Here is a 14797-nt window from a genome sequence, read left to right as displayed (position 1 = left end):
GCCAGATCTGACACCGATCCTGCACGAACCGGCGATCATGCCGTTGGTGCGGCGGCCCGGCTCGAGGTCCTTCCCGACGGGCGGATCCGCTCGCACGAGGACTGGTGCTGGGAGTCCCGGCCCGGCGCCGGTACCAGCATCGTCGAGGAGCTCCCGCCGAGCTAAGCGGTGACGACGGCCGGGCGGGTCTGGGCGCGGGGGTCGGTCCCGTGGATCCAGGCCAGCCACGGGTCGAGGCCGGCCAGCTTCTCGTCGCGGGCCGCGGAGCGCGGGCCGTCGGGCAGGTGCAGCAGCTCCGAGGTGACCAGCGAGCTGCGCTGCACCTGCCGGGTGCGGTACCGGCGGATCCGCTCGTACAGGGCGAAGGCGCGCACGTGGTCGTCGGAGGCGGCGAGCAGGTCGGCCAGCACGACGGCGTCCTCGATGGACTGGTTGGCGCCCTGGCCGTGGTGCGGGAGCATCGTGTGCGCGGCGTCGCCGAGCAGCACCACGCGGCCCGCCGTCCACCGCGAGAGCGGCGGCAGCGTGTACAGCGGCCAGTGCGCCGACTGCGGTACCGCCTCGACCATCTCCCGCACGGCGGGTGCCCAGCCCGCGAACGCCCGTGCCAGGGTGCCCGGTTCGGCCTCGGCAGGCCCCGGACCGGCGGCCCACTGTGCCGGACCCTCCAGCACGGCGAGGAAGTTGACGTCCCCGCCGTCCGGGCCGATGGCGTAGTGCAGCAGGTGCGCGTCGGGGCCCATCCAGAACTGGATCGCGCCCGGGTCCGGCAGCGACGGCAGGCTGCTCACCGGCACGATCCCGCGGAAGCCCGAGGTGCCGGTGTAGGCGGGCGCCGCGGCTGGGTCGACCAGGCTGCGCAGCCCCGAGTGGACGCCGTCCGCACCGACGACGACCGACGCGGTGACCGTCTCACCGGAGGCGAGGGTGAGCGTGCCGTCGCGATCGGCCGAGACGACCTCGCTGCTCAGGCGGATCATCCCGGGCGGGCAGGCCCCGGACAGGACCCGCTGGAACTCCGCCCGGTGGATGCCGAGGTAGGGCGCTCCGAACCGCTCGCGATAGGAGCCGTCGAGCCCCACCGGGAACGCGGTGACCCGGTCGTGGGTGCGCCAGCCGCGGTGGATCAGCTCGGTCGGCTGGGTGGCGACGGCCTCGAGCTCGCCGAGCAGCCCCAGCTCGTCGATCGGACGCAGACCGTTCGCCGACAGCGCCACCGCGGCGCCCACCTCGCGCAGCTCCGCCGCACGCTCGTACACGGTCACCGGAACCCCGCGCGCATGCAGCGAGAGGGCCAGCGTCAGCCCGCCGATCCCGGCTCCGACGATGGCCACCGATCCGTCCATACCCGGATCCTGACACGCATCCGGCGTCGCGATCGTGACGGATTTCCTCTCGGTCACCCACGGGCTCGACGCTCGCGGCGGCCGGGTGTGCAGTGTCGGGTCCCGGATGCGATACCAGGGAGGCATCAGGGTGAACCCCGGGTTCGAACCGGGCAGGACGGGCATCCTGGAGACATGCTCCGGTTGATCCTGAACGTCATCTGGCTCGTGCTCTCGGGCTTCTGGCTGTTCCTCGGCTACCTGGCCGCCGGGATCGTCGCCTGCCTGCTGATCGTCACCATCCCGTTCGGCATCGCGTCGTTCCGGATCGGGGTCTACGCGCTGTGGCCGTTCGGCCGGGACGTGGTGCGCCGCCCCACGGCGGGCGCCGCGTCCACGATCGGCAACGTCATCTGGATCATCCTGTTCGGCTGGTGGCTCGTGATCGGGCACATCGGTACCGCGATCGCCCTGGCGATCACGATCGTCGGACTGCCGCTGGCCTGGGCGAACCTGAAGCTGATCCCGGTGTCGCTGTTCCCGCTCGGTTCGCAGATCGTGGACACCGACGCCTACGTGCCGGGGTCCCGGATCGCGACCTGAGCACCCCGAGCACCCCGAGCACTCTGAGCGCTCACTCCGGGTCGGCGAGGAACTCCACGCCCGCCCGGAACATCAGCCCCGGGTCGTGCACCCCGCACAGCTCCCGGGCCGAGTGCATGGACAGCACCGGGATGCCGACGTCGATCGTCCGGATCCCCAGCCGGGTCGCCATGATCGGCCCGACGGTGGAGCCGCAGGGCACCGTGTTCTTCGAGACGAACACCTGGTTCGGCACGTCCGCGGTGCGGCACGCGCGCTTCCACGCAGCCGCCCCGGGAGCATCGGTGGCGTAGCGCTGCACCGCGTTGACCTTGAGCGTCGGGCCCCGGTTCGGCACCGACAGGTGGTTCGGGTCGTGCTTGTCCAGGTGGTTCGGGTGCGCCGCGTGCGTGACGTCCACCGACAGGCACCGGGACCGGGAGAACACCGGGCGGCGGGCCTCGAACCCGCCGGCGAGCCGGGTCAGCACGGTCTCCAGCAGCGGCCCGGCCGCACCCGTGGCGCTGTCCGAGCCGACCTCCTCGTGGTCGAACCCGACGAACACCGGAACGGTCTCCGGGTCCCGCTCGGCGGCGGCGATCAGCGCGTTGACCCCCGCGTGCACCGACGCCAGGTTGTCCAGTCGCGGCGCCGCCATCAGCTCGTCGTCGCGGCCCAGCAGGGCGGGCGGGGTGAGCTCGTGGGTGAACAGGTCGTGCGCGGCGATCTCGTCCGGGTCCACGTCGGCCAGGGCGGCCAGGAACCCGGCCAGGGCGCCGTCGTCCGGCGTGCCCAGACCCCAGACGGGCAGCAGGTGCTGCTGCGGATCGAGGGTCAGGCCCTGGTTCACGCCGCGGTCGAGGTGGATCGCGAGCTGCGGGATGCGCAGCAGCGGCCGGTCCACCCGCACCGGGACGACCCGGCCGTCGTACAGCGCCAGCCGGCCGGCCAGCCCGAGGTCGCGGTCGAGCCAGGAGTTCCACAGCGCGCCGCCGTAGACCTCGACGCCGAGCTGCCGCCAGCCGGCCGTACCGACGTCCGGGTTCGGCTTGACCTTGAACCCGGGGGAGTCGGTGTGCGCGGCGAAGACCCGCAGCGGCCGTCCGCCGGGCGTCTCCGGCTGCCACCAGGCGAGGATCGTGCCGTCCCGCACCAGGTAGCGGCCGCCGGCGCCCTCGACCCAGGGCCCGTCCTCGGGCTGCTCGACGAACCCGGCCGTGGTCAGCCGGCGGACGGCCTCGGCCACCGCGTGGTACGGAGACGGGCTCGCGGTCAGGAACGAGGCGAGGTCACGTGCAGCGTCGGTCACGTAGGGCATCCTGGCAGCAATGACGGGCAGTGCGAGGACGGACGTCCACGACGTGGTGGTGGTCGGCGCGGGTTCTGCCGGGTGCGCGCTCGCGGGCCGGCTGGCCGCACGCGGTGTCCGGACGGCGCTGGTGGAGGCGGGCAGCGTCGTCGTCCCGCCGGACTCCACACCGATCGCCTCGCTCGCCGCCACCACCCCCGGACACGTCCTGAACTGGGCCTACCGCGCGACCCTGTGCCAGGGCCGCGAGTGGACCGTGCCCCGCGGGCGGGTGCTCGGTGGATCCGGCGCGATCAACGGCGGCTACTTCGTCCGCGCGGTGCCCGCCGACTTCGCCGACTGGGCCGTCCCCGGCTGGTCGTACGACGACGTCCTGCCCTACTACCGGCGGCTCGAGCGCGACCTGGACTTCTGCACGTCCGATGTGCACGGTGGCGACGGGCCACTGCGGATCTCCCGGCCGTCCGGTCACCTGCGCGCACCGGTCACCGACCCGTTCCTGCAGGCCTGCGCCGCGCTCGGGTACCCGCCGGAGCCGGACAAGAACGGCGGCGCCGCGCCCGGCGCCGGGACGGTCCCGTCCAACGCCGTCGACGGCAGGCGGGTGAGCTCGGCGACCGCCTACCTGCCCCCGCCGTGGGGCGGCGGCGAGTGGCAGGACGCCCTGACCGTGTACGGCGGCCGGGTCGTCGACTCGCTGCTGCTGCGCGGCGACCGGGTGTACGGCGTGCGGATCGGCGACGACGAGCTGCATGCGGCCGAGGTCGTGGTCGCCGCCGGGGCGGTGGGGAGCCCGGCACTGCTGCAGCGCTCCGGGATCGGCCCGGAGGACACATTGCGCGCCGCGGGCGTCGCCGTGCGGCACGAGCTGCCCGGGGTCGGGCGCGGCTGGTCCGACCATCCCGCGGTGTTCCTGCCGTTGCGCAGCGGCCTGCCCGATCCGCACGCCGACGCCGTCGCCGCACAGGCGTCGTTGCATCTCGACTCGGGCACCGACCCGGCGGGGGACCTGGAGATCCTGCTGTTCGCGCACCCGTTCGCACCGGGTGGTCCCGCGCACCTGATGTGCGCAGTGCAGCGCCCGGACAGCCGCGGAATGCTCGCGATCACCTCGCCGGACCACGCCGACCCGCCGCGGCTGGACTACCGCTACCTGCGCAGCACGTCGGACCGGCACCGGATACGGGCCGCGGTGCGGGTCGCGGCGGAGATCCTGCGGGTCGCCGGGTGGGACCGGGCCGGGCCCGACGACGGGGGGCCGGCCGGCTGGGAGCTCGGCAACGACACCCGGCTCGACGAGTGGGTGCACAGCCGGCTGACGACGTCGGTGCACCTGTCCGGCAGCGCCGGGATGGGGACCGGGCCGGACGCCGTCGTCGGGCCGGACCTGCGGGTGCACGGCCTGGCGGGCCTGCGGGTCGCCGACACCTCGGTCCTGCCGTCGGTACCCCGGCGCGGTCCGGCGGCGACGGCCGTCATGATCGGGGAACGGGCGGCCGACCTGGTCGGGACGTGAGGCACGGACGAGGAGGAACCATGCACGACGAGGTCACCGTGCACATGCGGGCACCGGCGGACGAGATCTGGGATCTGGTCGCCGACGTGCGCAACACCGGCCGGTTCTCCCCGGAGACCCTCGATGCGGAGTGGCTCGACGGTGTGACCGGACCGGCCCTCGGAGCCCGGTTCCGCGGGCGGGTGAAGCGCAACGGCCGCGGGCCGACGTACTGGACCCTCTGCCGGGTCACCGCGTGCGAGCCGGGCCGCGAGTTCGGCTTCGCGGTGGGGACGGGCACCCGCACCCTGAACAACTGGCACTACCGGTTCACCCCGAGCGGCGGCGGCACCGACGTCACCGAGTCGTTCACGCTGCAGGACGGTGTGGCGACCCGGATCTACTGGACGCTCGCCGGGTGGGCGCGGCGGCGGACGAACGTGCGGGGCATGACCGAGACGCTGCACCGCATCCGCGCGGTCGTCGAGGACGCACCCGCATGATCAGGACGGCGACGCCGGCCGACGCCGCCGTCATGCGGGAGATCGAGCGGGCGGCCGGGGAGCCGTTCCGGGCGATCGGGCTGGACGTGGTCGCCGACGACGAGCCGCCGCCCGCGGCCGTGCTCGCCGCCTATGCCGCGGCCGGCCGGGCGTTCGTCGACGAGCGCGGGGGCACGCAGGCCGGATACCTGATCACCGAGATCGTCGACGGGTGCGCGCACATCGAGCAGGTGTCGGTGCTGCCACGGATGCGGGGCAGCCGGATCGGCGAGCGGCTGGTCGAGCACCTCGCCGGGTGGGCGCGGGACCGGCGGCTGCCCGCGCTGACCCTGACCACCTACCGGGACGTGCCGTGGAACGGGCCGTACTGGGCCCGGCTCGGGTTCCGGGAGCTGATCGAGCCCGGCCCCGGGCTCCGGGCGATCCGGGACGACGAGATCGCCCGCGGCCTGGACGCGTGGCCGCGGCTGGCGATGCGGCGAGACCTGATGTGAGCCCTGTGAGACTTGTGAGCCGTGTGAGCACTGTGAGCACCGCCCGCCGTCCGGTGGGGAGCGCCGGGCGGCGGGCGGTCTCGTGGTGCGGGTCAGGAGTACTGGCGCATCCAGGCCACGTGCATCTCGCTGGGCTCGGGTGATCCGCCCTCGGGGAAGTAGTCCAGCTGGACCGTGGCGTGCATCGGGCCCGGGGGCAGCGTGTTCGGGTCCTCGGAGCGGAACCACTCCTCGCCGTTGATGTAGCCGATGATCGCGTCCGGGGTCCACTCGACGGCGTAGTTGTTCCACTGGGTGATGTCGAGGGCCTTCTTCGCGTCCTTCTGCGAGTTGTCCGACCCGTAGTGCAGGAAGAACGACACGTCGTCGCTCGCGCTGGTGGTCTCGGCGAAGTCGACCTCGCCGCCCTCCGGCCAGGAGACCTCGCTCGGCCACAGCAGCAGTACCGGGTGGTACTGCTTGTCGCCGGCCGGGAACTTGGCCCGCATCTCCCACTTGCCGTACTTCTGGGGTTCGCCCCAGGCGATGCCACCGGTGTTGCCCTCGGAGTCACCGCGGATCACGAGGTTGTCGTTCTCGACCGACACCGCGTCCGGTGTACGACGACCGTTGCCGTCGTGGCCGGGGCCGTCGTAGGCGGACCAGTTCTCACCGAGCGACGAGCCGGTGAACTCGTCCCCGCCGATCGCCTGCCAGCCCTTCGCCAGCGCGGCCTGAACACCCTGGCCCGCGACCTGGGCGGCCTCGGCGACGCCACCGCCGCCGGCGGCCGGTGCGGAGCCCTCGCCGGACCCCGGTCCGGACTCCGATCCGGACGTCGCGCCGGAGCCCGATCCGGAGGAGCCGTCCTGCGTGTCCGACGTGGCCCGGCTGCTCCGTTCCTCGTCCCGGCGCTCGGCGGCCTCGGCCGCGGCGATCGCCGGGCCGATCTGGCCGGACGCGCCTCCCGCGGCGTCGGCCAGCCGGGACCCACCGCCGTCGCCGATGCCCGAGGTGGCGGCGCCGACCCCTTCCGAGACCGAGCGGCGGGACGCGTCGACCAGCGTGGTGCTCAGCGACGGGTCCTCGGTCCCGGGCTGCAGCAGCGTCACCACCATCGTCGCTGCGAGGAGTGCGGCGGCGCCCACGCCGAGCGGGGCGAACCGGCGGACCGCGGACCGGCGGGGGGAGCCGGCCCGGTCGATCTCGACGACGGAGCCGCCGCCCGCCGGTTCGGCGACCGGGTCGTCGCCCGCCGGTTCGGCGTCGTCCTCGTGCAGGCCGGCGATCGTGGTCCCGCTGGTCTCGGGCACACCGTCGTCATCCGGGGGTGGGAACGACCCGGCCGGTGGGCGCGGTGCCCACGGGCTCGCGTCGCCGGCGGGAAGCGCCGTCGTGGTCACCCGGACCTCGGTGGCCGTGCCGTCCGACGCACGGTCCGCACGTCCGACGCCACCGGTGGGGGAATCCGCCGCAGCGGCACCGGTGTCGTCGTCGGTCCACACGCGCCGGTGCCGCCCGGAGGCGGTCACCGCACCCTGCAACAGGGTCGTGGCGGGGACGGCGGCGGACGCGGAACGTCCTGCCCGTGGGGACGGCACAGAGGGGGAGCTGTGCTCTGCGGCGACCCGCTCGATCAGATCCCGGGGGTCGATCCGATCAGCCGCAGCGGAAGTCTTCCGTTGCATGACCGGGACTCTAAGTAGAGTGACCGAGTGTGAACACCCTCGCTGAGAAGGGTGGTTGCTTCCCCGCGCCGACAGGTCGTCGCTGAGCGATGATCAGCAGTATTCGGTCAAAACGGTACAGAATCTGCGCCGAACGGAGCAGTTTGGTTCTCAGGTACCCCCGATCGGTGGGCACCGAGGCTGCGCGTCGCACCGTTAGCCGATTGTGACCGACTGTCGATCGCGCGACAGTGGCCGGATGCTCCCCCCAGCTCCCCGAACCCCTTATCAGGAACCGTGAACGACCAGGCTCCCCCCGTCGCTCCGTCCCTCCCCGTCCCGGCGCCGCGCTCCCCGTCCCGGCCGCTGACCGTGCTGCTCGCCCTGCCGCCGTCCGCGACGTCCGTCTCGCTCGGCCGTGGGCTGGGCAGGGACCTCGCGGCCGAGGGGATCGATCTCGCCATCGCCTCCGACGGCATCGAGCTGCTCGACACCGTCCGGGCCGGCCGCGCGGACCTGCTGGTCCTCGACATGGAACTCCCCGGGCCCGACCCGTCGGTGCTGCTCGGTGCGGTGCAGGCCGAGTCGCCGCCGACACCGGTGATCACGGTGGTCCCCCGCGAGCGGCGGGTCGGCGTGCTCAGCCTGCTCCGCGGCGACCGGGACGACTTCCTCATCCGCCCGTTCGCGCCCGACGAGCTCGCCGCGCGGATCCGGCTGCGGCTGCGTGCGGCGGCCGGGCTACCCGCGCCGACCGTGCTCGGCCACGGCGGACTGTCGCTGGACGTCGACGCGGGCCAGGTGTTCGCCGACGGTCGCCGGGTCGCCCTGTCGCCCACCGAGTACGCGCTGCTGGTCGCGCTCGCCGAGCGGGCGGGCGAGGTCGTCACGCACGACGAGCTCGCCCGCAGCGCCTGGTCCGAGCCGGTCTCGGCGAACCTGGTGCAGGTCTACATCTCCTACCTGCGCCGCAAGATCGGGCCGGACCGGATCCGGACCGTCCGCGGCACCGGCTACCAGCTCGACGGTTAGCGCGGGCCGGGGAAGGACGACGCGACGTCCAGCAGGGTGTCGTTCTCCTGCGGCGTGGAGATCGTCACGCGGACGCCGTCGGGCTGGAACGGCCGCACGATCACCTTCCGCTCGCCGCAGTGCGTCGCGAACTCGGCGGCCCGGTCGCCGAGCGGCAGCCAGACGAAGTTCGCCTGGGCGTCGGGCACCGTGAAGCCGAGGTCGCGCAGCGCGGCCGCGACCCGGTCGCGCTCGGCGACGACGCCCGAGCAGCCGGCGAGGATCTCGTCGCGGTGCTCCAGCGCGGCGATCGCGCCGGCCTGGGCGACCGAGCTGACGCCGAACGGCGGAGCGACTTTGCGCAGTGCTGTCGCGACCCCGGCCGACGCCAGCGCGTAGCCGACCCGCAGCCCGGCCAGCCGGTAGGCCTTCGAGAACGTCCGCAGCACCACCAGGTTGGGGTGCTCGTCGAGCAGCGGGCGCCCGCTGACGGCGTCCGGATCGGTGACGTACTCGGCGTAGGCCTCGTCCAGGGCCACCAGGACGTCCGGCCCGACGGCGTGCAGGAAACGGACGAACTCGTCGCGGCGCACGGCAGGCCCGGTCGGGTTGTTCGGGCTGCAGACGAACACCAGCCGGGTCCGGTCGGTGACCGCGGCGGCCATCGCGTCGAGGTCGTGCCGGAAACCGTCGTCGAGCGGCACGGTGCGGACCTCCGCCCCGCCGATCCGGGTGACGATCGGGTACGCCTCGAACGAGCGCCACGCGAACATCACCTCGTCACCGGGGCCGAGGCAGCTGATCTGCACCAGCTGCTGGCAGATCGTCACCGACCCGCACCCGACGGCGATCCGTTCCGGCGCGAGGTCGTGGACCCGGGCGATGCGGTCGGTCAGCTCGACGACGCCGAGATCGGGATAGCGGTTCCCGGCGGCGGCCGCCCGGGCGATCGCGTCCAGGACGACCGGCGGCGGCGGGTCCGCGACCTCGTTGCTCGCCAGCTTGATCGCCCCGGGGACGGTGCGGCCCGGCACGTAGGCGGGCAGGGTGTCCAGGTCGGGACGGATCAGCGTCATGCGGACAACGGTATCGCCCGGGGGTCGAAACGCGGGCGGTTGCTCTGGTTGAGTGATCGCATGACCGCAACCCGCACCGAGGGCGTTCCGCTCACCGACGGCAGCGAGCTGCGGCTGACGGTCGCCGAACCCGACGGGCCTGCTCGCGGCGGCGTCGTCGTGCTCCAGGAGGCCCGCGGGGTGACCGACTCCGTGCGACTGCTGGTGACCGGCCTGGCCCACGACGGCTGGCTGGCCGTCGCGCCGCACCTCTACCACCGCGACGACGCCGACGATCTCGGTTCCGGCACCGACGCCGAGGTGGCCGAGCAGCTGGGCCGGCTCGAACCGGAGCAGGTGATGGACGACTGCGACACCGCGTTCGGCTGGCTGGCCGACAACGGGGTCGAGGCCGACCGGATGGGTGTGCTCGGGTTCGACATCGGCGGGACGGTGGCGCTGCACGTGGCGGCGAACCGGATCATGGGCGCAGCGGTCACCGTCGCCGGGGAAGGGGTGGAGAGCTCGCCGTCGCGGAGTATCCCGGCGCTGGTCGAGACGGCGCCCGAGCTGACCTGCCCGTGGCTGGGGATCTACTCCGAGGGCTCCGACAGCGACGCCGTCGACCGGCTGCGCGACGCCGCGGAGAAGTCGGGGATGGCGACCGACGTCGTCGTCTACCCGGCGACCGGCTACCGCTTCGACGACGACCCGAAGTCGGCCGCCGAGGCCTGGGAGCGGGTCCTCAACTGGTTCGGCGCCCACCTGCGCTGAGGCCGCCGGTGCGGCGACGTGTTCCGCGCCCGGCCCGACGCCCCGGCTGTGGTCCGTGACCACTGGTGTGCGGCCGGGCGGGTCGGGGAAGCTGGACCCATGTCGTCTGCGCAGACCGTGACCGACCCGGATGTCCCCGAGCTGCTGTGGCGCCCGGACCCGGCCGAGGTGCCGCACACCGAGATCGTCGCGTTCGCGACCTGGGCCCGCGACGAGCGTGGCGCGCCGATCACCGATGTCACGGACTACCGGCAGCTGCACGACTGGTCGGTCTCCGACCTCGAGGGCTTCTGGGCCGCCGTCGCCGACCACTCCGGGGTGCTGTTCCACGACCGGCCCACCGCGACGCTGGGCTCGCGGGACATGCCGGGCGCGCAGTGGTTCCCGGGCTCGACGCTGAACTACGCCGAGCACGCGCTGACGCCGGGCCCGGGCCGCCAGGACGACAACGTGGCCGTCGAGTTCGTCCGTGAGGACGGTCTGGAACGCACCGTGACCCACGCCGAGCTGCGCGAACAGGTGGGCCGGGCCCGCGCCGGGCTGGTCCGCGCCGGCGTCGGGAAGGGCGACCGGGTCGTCGCGCTCGCCCCGAACTCGGTCGAGACCCTGGTGGTGTTCCTGGCCGCGGCGAGCCTCGGCGCGATCTGGTCGTCGTGCTCGCCGGACTTCGGAGCCCGCGCGGTGCACGACCGGTTCGCCCAGATCGAGCCCGCGGTGCTCGTCGCGGTCGACGGCTACCGCTACAACGGCAAGGGCTTCGACGTCCGCGAGAACGTCGCGAACCTGGCGCGGCAGATGCCCTCGCTGCGGCAGACGGTGCTCGTGCCCTATCTGGACGAGGCCGCCACGCTGGAGGGCACGACGCCGTGGGCGGAGTTCACCGCCGAGCCCGGCCCGCTGGAGTTCACCGCGGTGCCGTTCGACCACCCGCTGTGGGTGCTGTACTCGTCCGGCACGACCGGGCTGCCGAAGGGCATCGTGCACGGGCACGGCGGGATCGTGCTGGAGCACCTCAAGGCGATGCGCCTGCAGCACGGGCTGGGGCCGGGGGAGCGGTTCTTCTGGTTCACCACGACCGGCTGGATGATGTGGAACTTCCTGATCGGCGGCCTGCTGGTGGGCGCGACGATCGTGATGTACGACGGCAGCCCCGGCCACCCGGACCTGGGCGCGCTGTGGGCGCTCGCGGCGAAGCACCGGGTGTCGCTGTTCGGGGTGTCCGCGCCGTACGTGCAGTCCTGTATGAAGGCCGGCCTGCGCCCCGGCGACGACCACGACCTCTCCGCGATGAAGGCGATCGGTTCCACCGGGGCGCCGCTGTCGGTCGAGGGCTTCCGCTGGATCGGCGAGGCTGCGGGGAAGCACATCCAGATCTGCTCGGTCTCCGGTGGCACCGACGTCTGTGCGGCGTTCCTGACGAGCGCGCCGACCGTGCCGGTGTGGCTCGGGGAGCTGTCGGTCGCGGCACTGGGGGCCGACGTCCGGTCCGTCGCCGAGGACGGCACCGACCTGCTCGACGACGTCGGCGAGCTGGTCATCACGACGCCGACGCCGTCCATGCCGGTCATGTTCTGGAACGACCCGGACGGCAGCCGGCTGCGCGAGGCGTACTACGAGGACTTCCCGGGCAACTGGCGGCACGGCGACTGGGTGCGGCGGACCCCGCGCAACTCGTACGTGATCTACGGGCGCTCGGACTCCACGCTGAACCGCGGCGGGGTCCGGATGGGCACCGCGGACTTCTACTCGGTCGTCGAGAACATCGACGGCGTCGCCGACTGCCTCGTGATCGACACGACCGCGCTGGGCGAACGGGAGGAGGGCGCGCTGCTCTGCTTCCTGGTGCTCGACGAGGGGGTGTCGCTCGAGGAGATCGAGCCGACGCTGCGGACCGCCCTGCGCAAGGAGCTCTCGCCCCGGCACGTGCCGGACCGGTTCATCGTGGTGGATGCGGTGCCGCGCACGCTGAACGGCAAGAAGTGCGAGGTCCCGGTCAAGAAGATCCTCTCCGGCACGGCGCCGGACCGGGCCGTGTCGGCGGGCGCCCTGCAGAACCCGGAGTCGCTGGCGCCGTTCGTGGAGCTGGCCCGCTCTTGAGGCCCTGACCTGCTTCGATCCGGGGGCGGTCGATCATCGGGCCCCCGGATCGAAGCGGGTTGAGGTGCCGTGTAGTGTTGTTCTCGCTGGTGGCCGTGAGGCACCGGGGAGGCTTCGCCTAGTCTGGTCTATGGCGCCGCACTGCTAATGCGGTTTGGGGTAACCCCCCATCCCGGGTTCAAATCCCGGAGCCTCCGCGCTGGCGCGGCGGGCCCACCGGCCTGGCGTGACCAACAACTGAAGAAGCATGCGCCCGTAGCTCAACGGATAGAGCATCTGACTACGGATCAGAAGGTTAGGGGTTCGAATCCCTTCGGGCGCACACACAGGACTCTAGCCCTGACCAGCGACAGCGGTCAGGGCTAAGTCTTTTTCGGCGGGGTGCTGCGTGAAGGTCTGGCGGTTGCGCTGCCCCTGAGCGCCCTGGCCCGCCTCCCACACGGTCGCCGCGCGTACCTCCCGTCCCGGTTCACACCCCTTTGCATCGCCTCACACCTGCTGCAACGGGTGTGACGTGGCGAGAAAGGGTGTGAGGACGACGCTGTCCACAAGCTGGTGAGTTGCGTGGTGCCGCGACGGTCTGTGCATGCACCTTCTCGCTGCGCTACTTCGCCCGTTCCGTCCGCGATGTCGTGCCGGTCTGCACCGGCATCGGCGCCGTGCCGTCCGCGGGCACCGGCAGGGTCTCGTGCTGCGGGCCGACCGGTGAAGGTGACCGAGCCGTCCCCGTACGCGGCCGACGATGACGTGCTGGTCACCTTCATGCTCGACCAGCCGGGCCTGCTGGATCTGATCCTGTCGCAGCACGTCGACGATGACGGCGGCTACTGCCTGGCGTGCCCGGGTCCGCAGTCAGGCCGACGCCGGTTCCCGTGCGACGTCCGGCAGGCCGCGGACCGTGCGGCGCGCCTCCGTCATGCGCAGGCGCTCGAGCACCGGCGTGACGGGGACGGCCCGCTCGGGTTGTAGGACCGGTGCGCCTGCCTCCGGCTCGCGGCCCGGAACACCGAAGACTCACCCGCTGCGGATGACGAGGATCCGGCCTCGCGGCACGACGCTGGTCCGAGGTCACAGGTCCGCGTCCCCGGGAGGTACCGGATGTCTCAGCCCCAGTACTCAGCGTCCGTCGAGAACCAGGTCGCGCCGACCGTGCGACCGCAGGGGGCGCCACCGGCGTCGTGGACGACCGGCCTGGCGTCCTTCGCCGGGGTCATGATGATCATTGCGGGGATCTTCGGTGCGATCGAGGGGATCGTGGCGTTGTTCCGCAACGAGGTGTTCGTGGTCGGCGCCGAGTACGCGTTCGCCTTCGACCTGACGGCGTGGGGCTGGATCCACCTGCTGGTCGGGATCCTCGTCGCTGCCGCGGGTGCCGCGGTGCGGGCCGGCCGGGCCTGGGGCCGGGCGGTCGGGATCACGCTCGCTGCCCTGAGCATGTTCGCGAACTTCCTGTTCATCCCCTACTACCCGATGTGGTCGCTGCTGATCATCGTGCTCAACGTCTTCGTGATCGCCGCACTCTGCCTCTACCGGGATCCCGCCGACGCCTGAGCCGGGACGATCACCCGGCGACGGTGTCCACGTCGGCCGCCAGCCGGAAACCGATGTTCCCGGCACTGCTGTCGGGTGTGTTCGCGCTGCGCGCGGCGCACCGGTAACGCCAGCAGTAGGACTCGTGGCAGAGGTAGGAGCCCCCGCGCATGGTCCGCCGGCCGGGCCGGGTGCGCCCGAACCGGTCGGCGCACCACTCCCACACGTTCCCGGTCATGTTGTGCAGTCCGTGGCCGTTGGCCGGGAACGCGTCGACGGGTGCGGTGCCGGCGAAGCCGTCCGCTCCGGTGTCGTGGCCGGGGAACCGGCCCTGGAAGACGTTCATCCGGTGCTCGCCGCCGGGCGTCAGCTCGTCGCCCCACGGGTAGCGGGCCCCGTCGAGCCCACCGCGCGCCGCATACTCCCATTCGGCCTCTCCGGGCAACCTCCCGCCGGCCCACCGGCAGTACTCGCGCGCGTCCAGCCACGACACGTGGACGACCGGATGGCCGGCCCGGTCGCCGACGTCCGAGGTGCCGCCCTCGGGCCGGTGCCAGCAGGCGCCCGGCACCTCCCGCCACCAGGGCGCGGCGGCCACCGCCCGCGTCGGTGGGAAGGCGTCGGGCAGTAGCCCGGCGAACACGAAGGACGACCCGGTCCACTCCGCCGTGGTCAGGTAGCCGGTCGCGGCGACGAAGGCCGCGAACTCGACGTTGCTGACGGCGTGCGGGGCGATCCGGAACGCCTCGACGTGAACGGTCCGCGGCGGGCCCTCGCCGTCGGCCGGGTAGCGCTGCTCGGCGGAGCCCATCTCGTACGTGGCCGCGGGCAGCACCGGGAGCGAACGAGCCGGCGCCGGATGCGCGGCGCCGGCGAGGCGATCTCGCTCCGGCGCCGCCACGGCGTCGCGCCGATGGGTGGCCGCGCCGCAGCACCCGGGAACGTCGGTCCGCTCGCTCATCGCCCGGTCCGCTCG

Annotated in this window: 14 protein-coding genes and 2 tRNA genes; 11 read left to right on the top strand and 5 right to left on the bottom strand. The window is 73.1% G+C overall.

Annotated features, from left to right (window positions below; translation table 11 throughout):
• Positions 1–161: 161 nt before the first annotated feature.
• Entirely contained in the window at positions 162–1346 is a 1185-nt protein-coding gene (locus JOF36_RS01465) for an FAD-dependent monooxygenase (protein ID WP_245350612.1), read from the bottom strand.
• A 174-nt stretch (positions 1347–1520) separates the two neighbouring features.
• Between JOF36_RS01465 and JOF36_RS01460 the strand changes: the two genes are divergently transcribed.
• Positions 1521–1928 carry a YccF domain-containing protein gene (locus tag JOF36_RS01460; protein ID WP_210024625.1) on the top strand — a complete coding sequence of 136 codons (408 nt, stop codon included), beginning with the start codon at positions 1521–1523 and terminating at the stop codon, positions 1926–1928.
• A gap of 31 nt (positions 1929–1959) precedes the next feature.
• Here JOF36_RS01460 and JOF36_RS01455 read toward each other — a convergent pair whose 3' ends face one another.
• Entirely contained in the window at positions 1960–3216 is a 1257-nt protein-coding gene (locus tag JOF36_RS01455; protein WP_210024624.1) for a M18 family aminopeptidase, read from the bottom strand.
• A gap of 19 nt (positions 3217–3235) precedes the next feature.
• On the opposite strand from JOF36_RS01455, the gene mftG reads away from it, so the two are divergent.
• The 3 genes from mftG to JOF36_RS01440 are packed head-to-tail and all read left to right on the top strand — an operon-like array spanning position 3236 to position 5708.
• Positions 3236–4732 carry a mycofactocin dehydrogenase MftG gene (gene mftG, locus JOF36_RS01450; protein ID WP_245350611.1) on the top strand — a complete coding sequence of 499 codons (1497 nt, stop codon included), beginning with the start codon at positions 3236–3238 and terminating at the stop codon, positions 4730–4732.
• Between the two features lie 20 nt (positions 4733–4752).
• On the top strand, positions 4753–5214 hold the full coding sequence (locus JOF36_RS01445; RefSeq protein WP_210024623.1) for an SRPBCC family protein: 462 nt from the start codon (positions 4753–4755) through the stop codon (positions 5212–5214).
• Positions 5211–5708, top strand: a complete 498-nt coding sequence (locus tag JOF36_RS01440) for a GNAT family N-acetyltransferase (RefSeq protein WP_210024622.1) — start codon at positions 5211–5213, stop codon at positions 5706–5708. The genes JOF36_RS01445 and JOF36_RS01440 overlap by 4 nt, the downstream gene beginning before the upstream one ends.
• 92 nt (positions 5709–5800) lie before the next feature.
• Here JOF36_RS01440 and JOF36_RS01435 read toward each other — a convergent pair whose 3' ends face one another.
• Complete coding sequence (locus JOF36_RS01435; protein ID WP_210024621.1) at positions 5801–7375, bottom strand: glycoside hydrolase family 16 protein; 1575 nt, start codon at positions 7373–7375, stop codon at positions 5801–5803.
• A 276-nt stretch (positions 7376–7651) separates the two neighbouring features.
• On the opposite strand from JOF36_RS01435, the gene JOF36_RS01430 reads away from it, so the two are divergent.
• The gene (locus JOF36_RS01430) at positions 7652–8386 is read left to right on the top strand and encodes a response regulator transcription factor (RefSeq protein ID WP_210024620.1); all 735 of its coding nucleotides are present in this window, start codon (positions 7652–7654) and stop codon (positions 8384–8386) included.
• On the opposite strand, the gene hisC is transcribed toward JOF36_RS01430, so the two are convergent.
• Positions 8383–9441: a histidinol-phosphate transaminase gene (gene hisC, locus JOF36_RS01425; RefSeq protein ID WP_210024619.1), complete on the bottom strand. Its 1059-nt coding sequence runs from the start codon at positions 9439–9441 to the stop codon at positions 8383–8385. The genes JOF36_RS01430 and hisC overlap by 4 nt on opposite strands.
• Before the next feature lie 60 nt (positions 9442–9501).
• On the opposite strand from hisC, the gene JOF36_RS01420 reads away from it, so the two are divergent.
• From JOF36_RS01420 to JOF36_RS01395, 6 genes are all read left to right on the top strand, one after another.
• On the top strand, positions 9502–10194 hold the full coding sequence (locus JOF36_RS01420; protein WP_210024618.1) for a dienelactone hydrolase family protein: 693 nt from the start codon (positions 9502–9504) through the stop codon (positions 10192–10194).
• 99 nt (positions 10195–10293) lie between these two features.
• Complete coding sequence (locus JOF36_RS01415; RefSeq protein WP_210024617.1) at positions 10294–12291, top strand: acetoacetate--CoA ligase; 1998 nt, start codon at positions 10294–10296, stop codon at positions 12289–12291.
• Positions 12292–12398: 107 nt separating this feature from the next.
• Positions 12399–12488, top strand: a tRNA-Ser gene (locus tag JOF36_RS01410).
• 52 nt (positions 12489–12540) lie between these two features.
• A tRNA-Arg gene (locus JOF36_RS01405) sits at positions 12541–12613 on the top strand.
• Between the two features lie 389 nt (positions 12614–13002).
• Complete coding sequence (locus JOF36_RS01400; protein ID WP_210024616.1) at positions 13003–13260, top strand: hypothetical protein; 258 nt, start codon at positions 13003–13005, stop codon at positions 13258–13260.
• Positions 13261–13389: 129 nt separating this feature from the next.
• On the top strand, positions 13390–13842 hold the full coding sequence (locus JOF36_RS01395) for a DUF7144 family membrane protein (RefSeq protein ID WP_245350609.1): 453 nt from the start codon (positions 13390–13392) through the stop codon (positions 13840–13842).
• Between the two features lie 10 nt (positions 13843–13852).
• Here JOF36_RS01395 and JOF36_RS01390 read toward each other — a convergent pair whose 3' ends face one another.
• Complete coding sequence (locus JOF36_RS01390) at positions 13853–14782, bottom strand: formylglycine-generating enzyme family protein (protein ID WP_210024615.1); 930 nt, start codon at positions 14780–14782, stop codon at positions 13853–13855.
• Positions 14783–14797: the final 15 nt, after the last annotated feature.

Origin of the sequence: Pseudonocardia parietis (genome assembly GCF_017876315.1) — a bacterium.
GTDB classification, from domain to species: domain Bacteria; phylum Actinomycetota; class Actinomycetes; order Mycobacteriales; family Pseudonocardiaceae; genus Pseudonocardia; species Pseudonocardia parietis.
This window is presented reverse-complemented; position numbering and strand designations above follow the sequence as displayed.